The sequence below is a fragment of the Amycolatopsis viridis genome (genome assembly GCF_011758765.1).
In the GTDB taxonomy this organism is placed as follows: domain Bacteria; phylum Actinomycetota; class Actinomycetes; order Mycobacteriales; family Pseudonocardiaceae; genus Amycolatopsis_E; species Amycolatopsis_E viridis.
Genome location: NZ_JAANOU010000001.1, coordinates 2,406,738 through 2,421,878 on the forward strand (window position 1 = coordinate 2,406,738; position 15,141 = coordinate 2,421,878).

A 15,141-nucleotide genomic window follows, 5' to 3' on the forward strand; every position below is an offset into this window, starting at 1 on the left:
TCCGATCAGAGCGCGGAAACCGCGCCCTTCGTGCTCAGCCCGAGCATGTCCAGCAGCTCGCGGCAGTCGTGTGCGTCCAGCGCGTGGTCGGCGACCGTGCGTGCGGCGCGGTGGTGGGCGATCGCCTCGTCCTGTGCCATCCGGGCGCGCGCCTGCGCGATCGGACCGGTCTCCGGTTGTGGCTGGGAAGCGTGGCGAGCCCAGGTCATGACGATCCCTTCGACGGTGCGGTTGACGCGGTTGACTTCACGGCCAGCCGGGCCAGCCGCTGCTCGGTGGGCCAGCGCACCTGCCAGGCCCAGCCGAGACGTTCGAACGCCCAGATCACCCGGGCGGACACGTCGATCTGCCCGCGGCGCACGCCATGCCGGGCGCAGGTCGGATCGGCGTGGTGGGAGTTGTGCCACGACTCGCCCATGGACAGGATCGCCAGCGGCCAGAAGTTGGCCGAGCGGTCCCGGCTGGCGAACGGGCGGTCGCCGATCATGTGGCAGATCGAGTTGACCGACCAGGTCACGTGGTGCTGGAAGGACACCCGCGCGAGCCCCGCCCACAGAAAGCCGGTCAGGGCGCCCCACCAGGACAGGGTGGCCAGCCCGCCGATCAGCGCCGGCAGCAGCACGGACAACGACACCCACAGCGGGAACAACCGGTCCACCGCACGGATGTCGGCGTCCGCGGCCAGGTCCGGGGCGAACCGGTCCACATTGGTCCGGTCGCGGCCGAACAGCCAGCCCATGTGCGCGTGCCAGAAACCCTTGGCCAGCGCGACCGGGGAGGTGCCGAACAGCCACGGCGAGTGCGGATCACCCGCGCGGTCGGAGAAGGCGTGGTGCCGCCGGTGGTCGGCGACCCAGCCGAGCACCGGTCCCTGCGCGGCCATGCTCCCGGCGATCGCCAGCGCGATCCGGAGTGGACGGTTGGCGCGGAACGCACCGTGGGTGAAGTACCGGTGGTAGCCGATGGTGATGCCCAAAGTGGACACGGTGTAGAAGGCGGCGGCGACCGCGAGGTCGAGCCAGCTCACCCCCCAGCCCCAGAACACGGGAACGGCCACGATCAGCGCGACGAACGGGATGATCAGGAACGCGCGGATGACCACCATCTCGGTCATCGAGGCCTGGTCCGACAGCAGCGGCTTGGGACTCTTCCGGTCCGGAACGACGGAAGTCGAAGAGGTCAAAAAGGAACTTCTCTCGTGGAGGATCAACCACGACGGGCCAACCGAAGGGAACGAAACCGGCCCGGTGCCAGCCTGCGAGAAACTCCCGACGCGACCAACAGTACCGTACGCGGCCCGGTCCGTCACGATTCCGGTCTGGCCCGGGTGGTGGCAGGCTGGCCGGGTGATCATCGTGGCGGTCGTCGCGCTGCTGGCCTGGCTGTGGCTGGCCGCGACCGGCTTCTGGCGCACCGACCAGCGTCTCCCGCCCCGTCACCGGCCCGCGAACTGGCCGTCGGTGGTGGTCGTCGTGCCCGCCCGGGACGAGGCCGCCGTCCTGCCGGAAACCCTGCCCACGCTGCTCGCCCAGCGCTACCCCGGGCCCCTGCGCGTGGTGCTGGTGGACGACGGCAGCGGCGATGACACCGCCGCCGTCGCCCGGAGGATCGGGGGCGACCGGCTCACGATCACCGCATCGGGTGATCGGCCGCCGGGGTGGGCCGGCAAGCCGTGGGCCCTGGCCCGCGGCACGGCGGAGGCGGGGGACGCCGAGTTCCTGCTGTTCACCGACGCCGACATCGCGCACGGACCGGACTCGTTGACCGCCCTGGTCGAGGCCGCCGGGGAGCGCGACCTCGTGTCGCAGATGGCCCGCCTGCGCACCCGAACCGCCTGGGAACGGCTCGTCGTTCCCGCGTTCGTGTACTTCTTCGCGATGCTCTACCCGTTCCGCCGCGTCAACGGCCCCGGCCGCACCGCCGCGGCCGCCGGCGGTTGCTGCCTGGTGCGGCGCACGGCGCTGGAGCGGGCCGGGGGAGTGGCGGCGATCCGGGACGCGGTGATCGACGACGTCGCCCTCGGCCGGGCGATCAAGCGCGCCGGTGGCCGTATCTGGCTCGGTCTTGCCGGGGACGTGCGCAGCGTCCGCCCGTACCCGACCCTGCGCTCGCTGTGGCGGATGGTCGCGCGCAGCGCCTACACCCAGCTGCGGCACTCGGTCGTGCTGCTCGCGGGAACCGTGCTCGGCCTGGCCGTGGTGTTCCTCGCCCCGCCGGTGCTGACCTTCGCGAGTACCGGCGTCCCGCGCTTCCTCGCGCTCGCGGCGTGGCTGCTGATGACGCTCACCTTCGTCCCGATGCTGCGTTACCACGGCCGGCCCTGGCCGGCCGCGGTGCTGCTGCCGGTGACCGCGGCCCTGTACCTGCTGATGACCGTCGACTCAGCGATCCAGCACTGGCGCGGCCGCGGCGCCGCGTGGAAGGGCCGCAGCTACCCGCGTGCGCGGGCGTGATCGCGGGTACGGTCGGACCCGGACCCCGGAACGAGGAGAAGACCATGGCCGACCAGGAGATCATCGCCGACATCGACAGGCTGATCGCCGAGGAGCACGAGCTGCGGTCCCGGTCGATCGGCGGCGGCCTGAGCGACGACGACCGCGCCCGCATGCGCCGGGTCGAGGAGCAGCTGGACCAGTGCTGGGACCTGCTCCGCCGGCGCCGGGCGGCACGCGAGTTCGGGGAGAACCCGGACCAGGCGCAGGCCCGCCCGGCCGGCGAGGTCGAGTCCTACCAGCAGTGAGCCGCGGGCGGCCGGAATACCGGCGCCGCCGCGCCGGTTGACCCTGCATAGTTGAACGCACAACTAGTTGAGCAGGGTGAGGTCCATGTCCCGCACACTCGTGGTCGTCTCGGCCGGCCTGAGCAGTCCCTCGTCGACGCGGCTGCTGGGCGACCGGCTGGCGCAGGCCACCGCCAGGGAGATCGACGCCGCCGTGACGGTGGTCGAGCTGCGCGACCTCGCCGGTGACATCGCCAACAACCTCGTCACCGGATTCCCCAGCCCCAAGCTGGGCGACGCGATCGACGCCGTCACCCGCGCGGACGGGCTCATCGTCGTCACGCCGATCTTCAACGCCTCCTACAGCGGCCTGTTCAAGTCGTTCTTCGACGTGATCGAGGCCGGCTCGCTGCAGGGCAAGCCCGTCCTCATCGCCGCCACCGCGGGCACCGCCCGGCACTCGCTCGCGCTGGAGTTCGCCCTGCGGCCCCTGTTCGCCTACCTGCGTGCCGACGTGGTGCCCACCGCGGTGTTCGCCGCCTCGGCGGACTGGGGCGCGTCCGACCGCCCGGACGGCGACCTCACCGCCCGCATCGACCGCGCCGCCGGGGAGCTGGCCGCGGTGATGGCCGGACGGCCCGCCGCCGCGCCGGAAACCGATGCGGACGAGTTCGTCCCGTTCGAGGCGCAGCTGGCCCGCCTGGGCATCACGTCATAGCGTCCACGCCGGTCAGGTCCCGGCCGATGATCAGCTTCTGCACCTGGCTGGTGCCCTCGTAGAGGGTGAGCACGCGCGCGTCCCGGACGTACTTGCCGACGGGGTACTCGTCGATGAACCCGTACCCGCCGAACACCTGCAGGCAGTTGTTCGTCACGCGCACAGCGGTCTCGCTCGCGTGGTACTTCGCCGCCGAGGCGTCCGTGGCGTACTCCTTCGGCGTCATCCCGGCGTCGGCCATGCGGGCGACCTGGTGGGTGAGCAGCCGGGAGGCCTGCACGTCCACCGCGGCGTCCGCGAGCAGCTCCTGCACCAGCTGGAACGAGGCGATCGGCCGGCCGAACTGCTCGCGCCCGGTGGCGTAGCCGGTGGCCGCGTCGAGGGCGGCCTGGGCCACGCCGACGGCACCCGCCGCCACCGAGATCCGGCCGCGGGACAGCGTGCCGAGCGCGATGCCGAGGCCCCGGCCGACCTCGCCCAGCCGGGCGGAGTCCGGGACGCGCACGTGGTCGTAGGTCAGCTCCGCCGTCGCCTGGCCGCGCAGCCCGAGCTTGCCCTTGATCTCCCGCGCGGTGAAGCCGGGCGCATCGGTGGGCACCAGGAACGCGGTGATGCCGGTGTCGCCGGTGCGGGCGAACGTCAGCGCGACCTGGGCCCAGGTGCCGTTGGTGATGAACATCTTGCTGCCGTCGATCACCCAGTCGGCGCCGTCCCGTTTCGCCCGGGTGCGCAGCGAGCCGGCGTCGGAGCCGGTGCCCGGCTCGGTGAGGCCGAAACAGCCCAGCGCCGCGCCGCTGCTCAGCCGCGGCAGCCACTCCTGTTTCTGCTCCTCGGTGCCGTGCGTGGCGATCGTCTTCGCCACCAGGCCGAGCGACACCGACACGATGCCCCGCACCGCCGAGTCACCGCGGCCCAGCTCCTCGGTGACCAGCACGTAGGACAGCATGTCGGCGTCCACGCCGCCGTAGCGCTCGCCCAGCGTCAGGCCGAGGAACCCGAGCTCGCCCAGCCGCCGCACCACCGCCTGGTCGACGTGCTCGGCGCGGTCCCACTCGCGGGCGTGCGGGACGATCTCGGCGTCCACGAACTCCGCCGCCAGCCGGCGGAAGTCGCGCTGGGTCTCGGTGAGCCCGAAGTCCCGTGCCAGCATGGCGCCGCTCCTCCTCAGACGTCCGCGGGTGCGGTGCCGGCGGCGGTGAGCGGCAGGCCGAGCTGCGCGCGTTCGGTCAGCCACCGGGTCGGCCGGTACCGCGGGTCGCCGGTCGCCTCGTGCAGGGCGCGCTGCAGCATCAGCAGCCGGGCGGGCCCGATCTCGTCGCCCCAGGCCAGCGGGCCCTTCGGGTAGCCGAGGCCGAGCCGCACGCCCAGGTCGATGTCCGCCGGAGCGGCGATGCCCTGCTCGGCGATCGAGGTGGCCACCGAGACGATCGACGACACCAGCCGCTGCGCGACGCCGCCCTCGACGTCCCGCACCACCGACACCGCGCTGCCGTCACGGGCCAGCACCGCCCGCGCGTCGCGGGCGGCGGCCGGGTCGGCGGCCGGGGTGATCGCCAGGACCCGCCGTGCGGTGCGGACCGACAGCGGGTCGACGCCGAAGGTGCGCTCCGGCGGCAGGCCCTGCGCGGCGACCACGGTCGCGACCGTGGTGCCCCAGGTCGTGACCAGCGCGACCGCTTCCGCGGTCAGAGTGTCGGTCACCTTCGCCCCGGCCTCCGTCAGCGCGGCCCGCAGATCCGGGTCGTCCGTCCACACCGGACGGTCGGCGTCCCCGGTGACCGGTTTCTCCGCCGGCTGTTCCGCGCCGGGGGAGTAGTCGAACCAGCCCTGCCCCGTCTTGCGGCCGTGCAGCCCGGCGGCGACGCGGTTGGGCGTGAGGAACGACGCGCGCAGCCGGTCGGAGTAGCGGAACCCGGTCCAGATCGACTCGATCACGGTCGCGGTGACGTCGAGGCCGGTGAGGTCCATCAGCTCGAACGGGCCCATCTTCAGGCCCAGCACGTCCCGCGCGACGCGGTCCAGCTCGGCCGGGTCGGCGACCTGGCGCTCGAGCAGCGCGAGCGCCTCGGTGACCAGGCCGCGCCCGGCGTGGTTGATCAGGAAGCCCGGTGTGTCGGACACGACCACCGGGTGGTGGCCGGACTCGCGGACCAGGGCCGACACCGTGTCCACCACGCCGGCGCGGGTGCGGGCGCCCGGGATCACCTCGACGATCTTCATCAGCGGTGCCGGGTTGAAGAAGTGCAGGCCGACCAGGCGCGAGGGGTCCGCCAGCCGCGCGGCGATCTGCGTGACCGGCAGCGACGAGGTGTTGGTCGCGAACACCGCCGTCGCGGGCAGGTTGTCCGCCAGCTCGGTGAACAGCGCGGCCTTGGTGTCCAGGTCCTCCCGGATCGCCTCGATCACCAGGTCCACCTCGCCCGGCTCGGCCGGGGCGGCCAGCGGCACCAGCCGCCCGGCGATGGCCGCGGCCTCCGCGGCGGTGCTGCGGCCCTTCTGCACGGCGCGGTCGAGCATGCCGCGGATGAAGTCCACGGCTTCGCCGACCGACTCCGGCCGGGCGTCGGCCAGCTCCACGGTGTGGCCCGCGGTGGCGGCCCACTGGGCGATCCCGCGTCCCATCACCCCGGTCCCGACGATCCTGATCCGCACGGTCCTCTCCTTCATCGCAGATACACCCGTTCCGGGTCGACATCCTCGCGCAGCAACCGTAGTTCCGCCTCGCTCGGCGGTTCGATCACCGGCACGTCCCCGGCCACCTCGAGCGGCCACCCGGTCGCCGCGCGAACCTGCTCGACGGTGACCCCGGGGTGCCGCGCAACCAGCCGCAGCTCCTCACCGGGGCCGCCGCGCGCGAGGATGCCCAGCCCGGTGATCACCCTCGTGACGCCGAGCCCGGACGGTTTCCCCCCGTCGGCGAGCGCGCGGTCCGGGCCGGGCGAGGTGCAGAAGTCCAGTTCATCCACAAAGGACCGCGGTTCGTGGCGGCGCATCACCACGAACACCTCGCGCGAGTTCGCCATGACCTCCGTCGCGCCACCGGGACCGGGCAGCCGCACCTCCGGGGAGTGCCAGTCGCCGATGACCGACGAGTTCAGGTTGCCCCACCGGTCGATCTGCGCCGCGCCGAGGAACCCGACGTCGATGTGCCCGCCCTGCAGCACGTACCCGAACAGCGCGGGCATCGGCAGCACCGCCTCGGCGCCGGTGATCAGCACCGCGTCGGCGATGGTCTCCGGCAGGTGCGACGGGTGCGCCCCGCACACGCCCGACTCGTAGACGATCTCCAGGTCCGGCGCCACGGTCAGGTGCGCCAGCGACGCGGCCAGTGTGGGCAGGCCGATCCCGGCGAACACGGTGCGCTTCCCGGCCAGTTCGCGGGCGGCGACGACGGACAGGAGTTCCGACGAGCTGGTCACGTCAGAGCCTCCGCCCGTAGTTCACCGGTTCGCTGAGCGCTTCGCCGACCGCGAGCCCGGCCCAGAACCCGTCGCCGAGCTTGGCGACGTACTCGGCGTGGTCGGCCGTGCCGTACACCCACTCCGCCATCCACGCGGTCAGGCGCGCGCGGTCCTTGCTGATGCCCGACCACGCCCGGTAAAAGGCGTTGTCGCGGTCGTAGTAGCCCTGTGCGAACGACGGGTGCGCGCCGCGCGGGCATTCGACGACGGCGTCCACGGCGTGCGCGGGCACCACCGTCCGGTTGGGGTCGGAGCGGATCACCTCGTCGGCCACGATCTCCTCGACCACCACGATCGCCTTCTCCGCGGCGAAGACCGCCTCGGCCTGGATGCCGGTCAGGCCCCAGATCTGGGTGTTGCCGGAGCGGTCGGCGCGCTGGGCGTGGATGATCGTCACGTCCGGGTTCAGCGGCGGGACGACGGCGACCTGCTCGCCGTCGTACGGCGAGGTGACCTTGCGGATCGCCGGGTTGACCCGCGGCAGGTCCGAGCCGGCGTAGGAGCGCAGCGGGTAGAACGGCAGCCGCTGCGCCCCGGCGAGGTAGCGGCAGATCATGCCGTAGTGGCTGTATTCCTGGAACTCCAGCGGCTCGGGATCGGCGTGCTCGATCCGGCGGCGCAGCTCACCCAGCGACCCGGCCGAGGAGTTCCCCACGAACGACGACACCAGCGTGCGCACGCAGCCGCCGGCGAGCAGCTGGTCGACCACGATGTCCGCGGTCATCCGGACCACCGTGAGGTCGCGGCGGCCCTGCCGGATGATCTCGTGCCCGGCCGCGGTGGGGATGAGGTGGGTGAAGCCCTCCAGCGCGACCGTGTCGCCGTCGTGCACGAAGGCCGCGACGGCCTCGCGCAGGCTCATCGTCTTGTCCGGGCTCGGCCGGGGCATCGGCGCTCCTGTGCGGGTGGTGGCTGGGCGGGTTTCACGGTGCCAGGCCGATTGAGTAGTGTCCAATATCAAATCGAAGTCAGATCAAGACGGAGCTGGTCATAGTGGAGCTGCGCTACCTGACGTCCTTCCTGGCCGTGGCGGAGGAGCTGCACTTCGGGCGCGCGGCCAAGCGGTTGCGGATGGCGCAGCCGCCGCTGTCCCAGCAGATCCGGCAGCTGGAGAAGGAGCTCGGCGTCCAGCTGTTCGAGCGCAACACCCGCTCGGTACGGCTGACCAGCGCCGGTGAGTCGTTCCTCGGGCCGGTGCGGAAGGTGATGGAGGACCTCGACATCGCCACCAAAGCGGCACGCGCCGCCGGGCGCGGCGAATACGGCCGGGTGACGGTGGGCTTCGCGGGCGCGTCGAGCCACGAGAGCCTGCCGCTGCTCACCCGCGCGGTGCGCGCCGCGCACCCGGGGCTGGAGCTGGTCATGCGGGGTCAGACGTACGCCAACGTGGCACTGGCCCGGGTCGCGGACGGCTCGCTGGACCTGGGTTTCGTGCGGCTGCCGATCACCGCACCCGGGGTCGAGGCCCGGGTGATCGACGAGGAGGAGATGATCTGCGCCCTGCCCTCGGACCACCCGCTGGCCCGGCTCGAGGAGGTGCCGGTCGCCGCACTTGCGGACGAGCCGTTCGTGAGCTTCCCGGACAACGCGGGATCGACGGTGCGGGACGCGACGGTGCGGGTCTGCGTGTCCGCCGGGTTCAACCCGCGCGTGGTCCAGGAGGCACCCGACTCCTACACGATCCTCGCCCTGGTGGCGGCCGGCGTCGGGGTCACGCTGACCCTGTCGTCGTGCCGGCACATCCAGCAGACCGGGCTGGCCTACCGGCGGCTGGCCGGCGAACCGATCCGGTTGCAGGCTGCGCTCGCCTGGCGGCGGGACAACCCCTCGGCCGCGTTGCGGACCGTGCTGGCCATCGCCGAGCAGGCGCTGCCCACTCCGGCTGCCCCCTGACCGCTGCGCCCGCAGACCGGTCCCCGGTGCGCGCGGGCGGCAGGATGGTGCCATGCCGGAGATCGAAATCCGTCCCGCCGGTCCCGAGGACCACGAAGCGGTCGCCGGGCTGCGGTGGCGCTGGGTGGCCGAGCGGGACGGGCCGCCCGGCACCGGCCGGGACACCTTCGTCCGCGAGTTCGCCACCTGGGCGCGTGAGCACGCCGGGACCCACCGTTGCCTGGTGCTCGTCCGGGCGGGCCGGATCGCCGGGATGGGCTTCCTCGCCGTCACCGCGCGCGTGCCGTCCCCCGGTTCCCTCACCCGCGCGTCCGGCGACATCCAGTGCGTCTACGTCGTCCCGGAGGCCCGCGGGGCCGGTCTCGGCGGCCGCCTGATCGAGGAGCTCCTCGCCCTGGCGCGCCAACTCGGGCTGGAGCGGGTGACGGTGCACTCCTCGGCCCGCGCCGTGCCCGTCTACGCGCGCACCGGGTTCACGGTCTCGCCGCGGCTGCGCCAGATCAGCCTCGCGGCCGGTCCGCGGGAGTCCACTGTGGAGGGCGGTCCGGCCGGGAGGACGCCGGGACGGCCGGCCCGGTGACCGCGGCGCGGCGCCAGGCTTGGCTGCCTCCTACAACCCGGCCGGGCCGGCCCGAGTGACCAGGCTCTCACGAGCCGCGGGCCGGCGGGTGCGCGCGGCCTGCCCGGATACTCCCGGGTCGTGGGCGCCCTTTGGAGGGTTCCCACAAAAATCGGCCGTCGGCACGGTGAACGGGCGACGATCACACTACCGGTGGGTACGCGCGATGCTGGTCCGGCGGCCAGGGGAGGCCGTGCCGTCCAACCACCACAACTTGTGAGGCTCGATTCGGTGTTCAGTCGTGTCGCGATCGTCAACCGGGGAGAGGCCGCGATGCGCCTCATCCACGCCGTCGGTGAGCTCAACGCGGAGGGCGGGCCGCGCATCGAGACCGTGGCCCTCTACACCGACGCGGACCGCACCGCCACCTTCGTGCGGGAAGCCGACCTCGCCTACGACCTGGGTCCCGCGTCGGCCCGCCCGTACCTCGACCTGGCCGTCCTGGAACGCGCGCTGATCGAGACCGGGGCGGACGCGGCCTGGGTCGGCTGGGGTTTCGTCGCCGAGGACCCCGCCTTCGCCGAGCTGTGCGAGAAGATCGGCGTCACCTTCGTCGGACCCGGACCGGAGGCGATGCGCAAGCTGGGGGACAAGATCGGCGCCAAGCTGATCGCCGAAGAGGTCGGCGTGCCGGTCGCGCCGTGGAGCCGCGGCCCGGTCGAGGACCTCGACGCGGCCCTGCGCGCGGCCGAGCGGATCGGCTACCCGCTGATGCTCAAGGCCACCGCGGGCGGCGGCGGGCGCGGCATCCGCGTCATCAACAACGCGGACGAGCTGCGCGACGCCTACGAGCGCACCAGCCAGGAAGCCGCACGCGCGTTCGGCAGCGGCGTGGTGTTCCTGGAGCGCCTGGTCACCGGCGCGCGGCACGTCGAGGTCCAGGTCATCGCCGACGGGCAGGGCACCGCGTGGGCGCTCGGCGTGCGCGACTGCTCCGTGCAGCGCCGCAACCAGAAGATCATCGAGGAGTCCGCCTCGCCCGTGCTGGCGCCGGAGCAGGTGGCCGAGCTCAAGTCCGCCGCGGAACGGCTCGCCGTGGCCGTGGGCTACCGCGGCGCCGCGACCGTCGAGTTCCTCTACCACCCGGTGGAGAAGATGTTCGCCTTCCTCGAGGTGAACACCCGCCTGCAGGTCGAGCACCCGATCACCGAGTCGACCACCGGCATGGACCTGGTGAAGGCCCAGCTGCACGTCGCCGCGGGCGGCCGGCTCGAGGGCACCCCGCCGGCGGAGCTGGGCCACGCCATCGAGGCCCGGCTCAACGCCGAGGACCCCGACCGCGACTTCGCGCCCGCCCCCGGCCGCATCGCGTTGCTCGACCTCCCGGCCGGCCCGGGCATCCGCGTCGACACCGGGGTCAGCGAGGGCGACTCGATCCCGGCCGACTTCGACTCGATGATCGCCAAGATCATCGCCTACGGCCGCGACCGCGACGAGGCGTTGTCCCGCCTGCGGCGCGCGATGCGCGAGACCACCGTCCTCATCGAGGGCGGCACCACCAACAAGAGCTTCGTCCTCGACCTGCTCGACCAGCCCGAGGTGATCGACGGCACCGCCGACACCGGCTGGATCGACCGGGTCCGCGGGCAGGGCCGCCTGGTCTCGCACGCCCACTCCGGTGTCGCCCTGGCCACCGCCGCGATCGCGGCCTACCGGGACGAGAAGCAGGTCGAGCTGCAACGGCTGCTCTCCACCGCGCACGGTGGCCGCCCGCAGGTGCAGCACGAGGTCGGCCGCCCGATCGACCTCAAGCTGCGCGGCGCGGGCTACCGGCTCACCGTCGCCGAGACCGGGCCGGGCCGCTACCGCATCGGGTTCCTCACCGGCGACGACGTGGAGACGGTCGACGCCGAGCTGGAACGGTTCGACGACCACACCGGCCAGATCCACCTCAACGGCCGCCGCTTCCGCCTGGTCACCGGCACCCACGGCCCGATCCACCTGGTCGAGGTCGACGGGGTGACCCACCGGATCAGCCGCGACGAGGGCGGCGTGGTCCGCTCGCCGGCCCCGGCGCTGGTGGTCGCGACCCCGCTCGCCGTGGGCGACGAGGTCGAGGCCGGCGCCCCGGTGCTGGTGCTGGAGAGCATGAAGATGGAGACCGTCCTGCGCGCGCCGTTCCGGGCGTTACTCAAGGAGTCGATGGTCTCCGTGGGCAGCCAGGTGGAGACCGGGGCGGCGCTGCTGCGCCTGGAACCGCTCGCCGACGACGCCGCCGAGGCCGCCCCCGAGACGGCCGGGGCCGACCTGGACCTGCCGTCCGAACCGGACGGTCTCTCGGCCGCGCAGCGCGCCGAACGCGGGCTGGCCGATCTGCGCAGCATGCTGCTCGGGTTCGACGTCGACCCGCGCGACGGCGGCCGCACCCTCGCCCGCTACCTGGCCGCGCGGGCCGAGCTGCCGCAGCGTCCGCTGGAGGCCGAAACCGGCCTGCTGGAGGTCTTCGCCGACCTGTCCGAGCTGTCCCGCAACAAGCCGGAGGGCGAGGAGACCAAGGCCGAGACGCGGGTGCACAGCCCGCGCGAGCACTTCCACACCTACCTGCAGAGCCTCGACGCCGAGCGCGCCGGGCTGTCGGAAACCTTCCAGGGCCGGCTGACCCGCGTGCTCGGTCACTACGGGGTGGACAGCCTGGACCGCACGCCGGAGCTGGAGGAGGCGGTCTTCCGGATCTTCCTCGCCCAGCAGCGCGCGGCGTCCGACGTCGCCGTGATCACCGCCCTGTTGCAGCAGTGGCTCACCGAGGCGCCGCCGCACAACGGTCTGCGCCAGACCGTGGGCCAGGCGCTGGAGCACCTGATCCGCGCCACGCAGCTGCGCTTCCCGGTGGTCGGCGACCTCGCCCGGAGCCTGGTGTTCCGCTGGTTCGCCCAGCCGCTGCTGCGCCGTACCCGCGCCGAGGTCTACACCCGGGTCCGCCGCCACCTGAGCTACCTGGACGCCAACCCGGACGCGCCGGACCGCGACGAGCGCATCGCCGAGATGGTCGCCAGCCCCGAGCCGCTGGTGCGGCTGCTCGGCCAGCGCATCGGCCGCCCGGGTGCCGATCCCGGCCCGCTGCTGGAGGTGCTGAGCCGTCGCTACTACCGCGAGCACGGCGTGACGCGCGTGGAGACCGGCACCGCCGGCGGGCGCGCGTTCGTCACCGCCGGCTACGACCTGGACGGTCAGCGGCAGCTGCTGATCGCCACCGTTGCGGACTTCACCGAGCTGGCCGACGCGGTCCGCACGATCGTCGAGATCGCCGGCAAGACCGAGCCGGGCGCCCTGGTCGCCGACATCTACCTGACCTGGACCGGTCAGCCCGCCGAGGCCGACCTGATGGCGGCCGAGCTGCGCGAGGTGCTGTCCGCGGTGGCGCTGCCGGGCAACCTGCGCCGCGTCACCACCACGGTCGCCGGGCGCAGCGGATCGGCGATGCACCACCACTTCACGTTCCGGCCGTCGTCGGCGGGCCTGACCGAGGACCGGCTGATCCGCGGTCTGCACCCGCTCATCGGGCAGCGGCTCCAGCTGCGCCGCCTGCGCAACTTCGACCTCACCCGGCTGCCCTCCGCCGACGAGGACGTCTACCTGCTGCGCTGCGTCGCGCCGAAGAACCCGTCCGACGAACGGCTGGTCGCGATGGCCCAGGTGCGCGACCTGACCCCGCTGCGCGACGACGAGGGCCGCATCCTCGCACTGCCCGCGGTGGAGGGCGCGCTCGGCGCGTGCCTGGACGCGATCCGCAAGGTGCAGGCCCAGCGGCCGGCGAAGAAGCGGCTCGACACCAACCGGATCTTCCTCTACGTGTGGCCGCCGAGCGACCTCTCGCCGGAGGACCTGAACACGGTCGCGCAGCGCGTGGTGCCGACCACCGCGGGCGCCGGTGTGGAGGAGGTGCTGTTCCTCGGCCGCCAGCGCGACCAGGAGACCGGCGAGCTGCAGCCCGTCGCGGTGCGCGTGTCCTACGACGCCACCGGGGTGCGGCTGGCCGTCACCGACCCGCCCACGGAGCTGATCCAGCCGCTGGACGACTACGGCCAGAAGGTGCTGCGCGCGCGGCGCCGCGGCACGGTCTACCCGTACGAGCTGACCGCGATGCTCGCCGGTGAGGGTGGCTCGTTCACCGAGTACGACCTCGACGACGCGGGCGCGCTGGTCCCGGTGGAGCGCGAGAAGGGGCTCAACAAGGCCGGGATCGTGGCGGGCGTGGCCACCACACCGACCGAGCGGTACCCGGAGGGCGTCAAACGCGTGGTGCTGCTGGGCGATCCGACGAAGGCGCTCGGGGCACTGTCCGAACCGGAATGTTCGCGGATCATCGCTGCGCTGGACCTGGCCGACCGGCTGCAGGTGCCCGTCGAGTGGTACGCGTTGTCCGCGGGCGCCCGGATCGCGATGGACTCCGGCACGGAGAACATGGACTGGATCGCCGCGGCCCTGCGCCGCATCGTCGGGTTCACCCAGGACGGTGGCGAGATCAACATCGTGGTCGCCGGCATCAACGTCGGTGCCCAGCCGTACTGGAACGCCGAGGCGACGATGCTCATGCACACCAAGGGCATCCTCGTGATGACGCCGGACTCGGCGATGGTGCTCACCGGCAAGCAGTCGCTGGACTTCTCCGGCGGAGTGTCGGCCGAGGACAACTTCGGCATCGGCGGCTACGACCGGGTGATGGGGCCGAACGGGCAGGCGCAGTACTGGGCGCCCGACCTCGGCGCCGCGCACGCGGTGCTGATGAGCCACTACGACCACACCTACGTGCTGCCGGGTGAGACCGCTCCACGGCGGGCCGTCACCACCGACCCGGTCGACCGGGACATCTCGGACTACCCGCACGCGATCGTCGGGTCCGACTTCACCACGGTGGGGCAGATCTTCTCGCGGGAGACCAACCCGGACCGCAAGAAGCCGTTCGACATCCGGACCGTGATGCGCGCGCTGGCCGATCAGGACCACGTGATCCTGGAACGCTGGGCGGGCATGGCGGACGCGGAGACCGCGGTGGTGCAGGACGTGCACCTGGGTGGCTACCCGGTGTGCCTGCTGGGCATCGAGTCGCGGTCGGTGCCGCGGCGCGGCTTCCCGCCCACCGACGGCCCGGACACCTACACCGCGGGCACGCTCTTCCCGCGCTCGTCGAAGAAGGCGGCCCGCGCGATCAACGCGGCCAGCGGCAACCGGCCGCTGGTGGTGCTGGCGAACCTGTCCGGGTTCGACGGGTCCCCGGAGTCGATGCGCAAGCTCCAGCTGGAGTACGGCGCGGAGATCGGCCGGGCGATCGTGAACTTCCGCGGGCCGATCGTGTTCTGCGTCATCTCGCGCTACCACGGCGGGGCGTTCGTGGTGTTCTCCAAGACGTTGAACCCGAACATGACGGTGCTGGCCGTGGACGGCTCGTTCGCGTCGGTCCTCGGCGGTGCGCCCGCGGCGGCGGTGGTGTTCGCCCAGGACGTCAACTCCCGCACGGCGAACGACCCGCGGGTGACGGAGCTGGAGGCGCGGATCTCCGCCGCCGACAGCGCTTCCCGCGCCGAGCTGGTCACCCAGCTGGCCGACGTCCGTGCTTCGGTGCGGGCGGAGAAGCTGGGCGAGGTCGCGGCCGAGTTCGACAGCGTGCACTCCATCCAGCGGGCGCAGCGCGTCGGCTCGGTCGACGCGATCATCCGCCCGGAGGAGCTGCGGCCGCAGATCATCGCCGCCATCGAGCGCGGCCTGGCGCGGGCCTAGGTGTGGTGGCGTCCGG

12 protein-coding genes are annotated in these 15,141 nt (G+C 72.9%); 6 read left to right on the forward strand and 6 right to left on the reverse strand.

Annotated elements, in window-relative coordinates; genetic code table 11:
* Positions 1 to 5: 5 nt before the first annotated feature.
* Both FHX46_RS11945 and FHX46_RS11950 read right to left on the reverse strand, forming a co-directional pair.
* Entirely contained in the window at positions 6 to 209 is a 204-nt protein-coding gene (locus tag FHX46_RS11945; RefSeq protein ID WP_167107651.1) for a hypothetical protein, read from the reverse strand.
* A complete protein-coding gene (locus FHX46_RS11950) occupies positions 206 to 1,114 on the reverse strand; it encodes an acyl-CoA desaturase (RefSeq protein ID WP_243871259.1) in 909 nt (302 codons plus the stop codon). The genes FHX46_RS11945 and FHX46_RS11950 overlap by 4 nt, the downstream gene beginning before the upstream one ends.
* Before the next feature lie 232 nt (positions 1,115 to 1,346).
* On the opposite strand from FHX46_RS11950, the gene FHX46_RS11955 reads away from it, so the two are divergent.
* The 3 genes from FHX46_RS11955 to FHX46_RS11965 all read left to right on the forward strand — a co-directional run bounded on the left by FHX46_RS11955 (position 1,347) and on the right by FHX46_RS11965 (position 3,437).
* Positions 1,347 to 2,453, forward strand: a complete 1,107-nt coding sequence (locus FHX46_RS11955) for a glycosyltransferase (protein ID WP_167113338.1) — start codon at positions 1,347 to 1,349, stop codon at positions 2,451 to 2,453.
* A 44-nt stretch (positions 2,454 to 2,497) separates the two neighbouring features.
* Complete coding sequence (locus FHX46_RS11960; protein WP_167107660.1) at positions 2,498 to 2,740, forward strand: DUF2630 family protein; 243 nt, start codon at positions 2,498 to 2,500, stop codon at positions 2,738 to 2,740.
* 85 nt (positions 2,741 to 2,825) lie between these two features.
* Positions 2,826 to 3,437, forward strand: a complete 612-nt coding sequence (locus tag FHX46_RS11965) for an FMN reductase (protein ID WP_167113340.1) — start codon at positions 2,826 to 2,828, stop codon at positions 3,435 to 3,437.
* Here FHX46_RS11965 and FHX46_RS11970 read toward each other — a convergent pair.
* From FHX46_RS11970 to FHX46_RS11985, 4 genes are read right to left on the reverse strand one after another with little or no spacing between them, the layout of a single operon-like run.
* Complete coding sequence (locus tag FHX46_RS11970; protein ID WP_167113342.1) at positions 3,427 to 4,587, reverse strand: acyl-CoA dehydrogenase family protein; 1,161 nt, start codon at positions 4,585 to 4,587, stop codon at positions 3,427 to 3,429. The two genes, FHX46_RS11965 and FHX46_RS11970, sit on opposite strands and share 11 nt — an antisense overlap.
* Positions 4,588 to 4,601: 14 nt before the next feature.
* Complete coding sequence (locus FHX46_RS11975) at positions 4,602 to 6,104, reverse strand: 3-hydroxyacyl-CoA dehydrogenase (RefSeq protein ID WP_167113344.1); 1,503 nt, start codon at positions 6,102 to 6,104, stop codon at positions 4,602 to 4,604.
* Complete coding sequence (locus FHX46_RS11980; protein WP_167113346.1) at positions 6,101 to 6,856, reverse strand: CoA-transferase subunit beta; 756 nt, start codon at positions 6,854 to 6,856, stop codon at positions 6,101 to 6,103. Before FHX46_RS11980 ends, FHX46_RS11975 begins: the two co-directional genes overlap by 4 nt.
* A 1-nt stretch (position 6,857) precedes the next feature.
* Positions 6,858 to 7,787 carry a CoA transferase subunit A gene (locus FHX46_RS11985; protein WP_167113348.1) on the reverse strand — a complete coding sequence of 310 codons (930 nt, stop codon included), beginning with the start codon at positions 7,785 to 7,787 and terminating at the stop codon, positions 6,858 to 6,860.
* Between the two features lie 104 nt (positions 7,788 to 7,891).
* On the opposite strand from FHX46_RS11985, the gene FHX46_RS11990 reads away from it, so the two are divergent.
* The 3 genes from FHX46_RS11990 (at position 7,892) to FHX46_RS12000 (ending at position 15,125) form a co-directional block, all read left to right on the forward strand.
* Positions 7,892 to 8,791, forward strand: a complete 900-nt coding sequence (locus FHX46_RS11990; RefSeq protein WP_167113350.1) for a LysR family transcriptional regulator — start codon at positions 7,892 to 7,894, stop codon at positions 8,789 to 8,791.
* 52 nt (positions 8,792 to 8,843) lie between these two features.
* Positions 8,844 to 9,371: a GNAT family N-acetyltransferase gene (locus FHX46_RS11995; RefSeq protein ID WP_167113352.1), complete on the forward strand. Its 528-nt coding sequence runs from the start codon at positions 8,844 to 8,846 to the stop codon at positions 9,369 to 9,371.
* Positions 9,372 to 9,641: 270 nt separating this feature from the next.
* A complete protein-coding gene (locus FHX46_RS12000; RefSeq protein ID WP_167113354.1) occupies positions 9,642 to 15,125 on the forward strand; it encodes an ATP-binding protein in 5,484 nt (1,827 codons plus the stop codon).
* Positions 15,126 to 15,141: the final 16 nt, after the last annotated feature.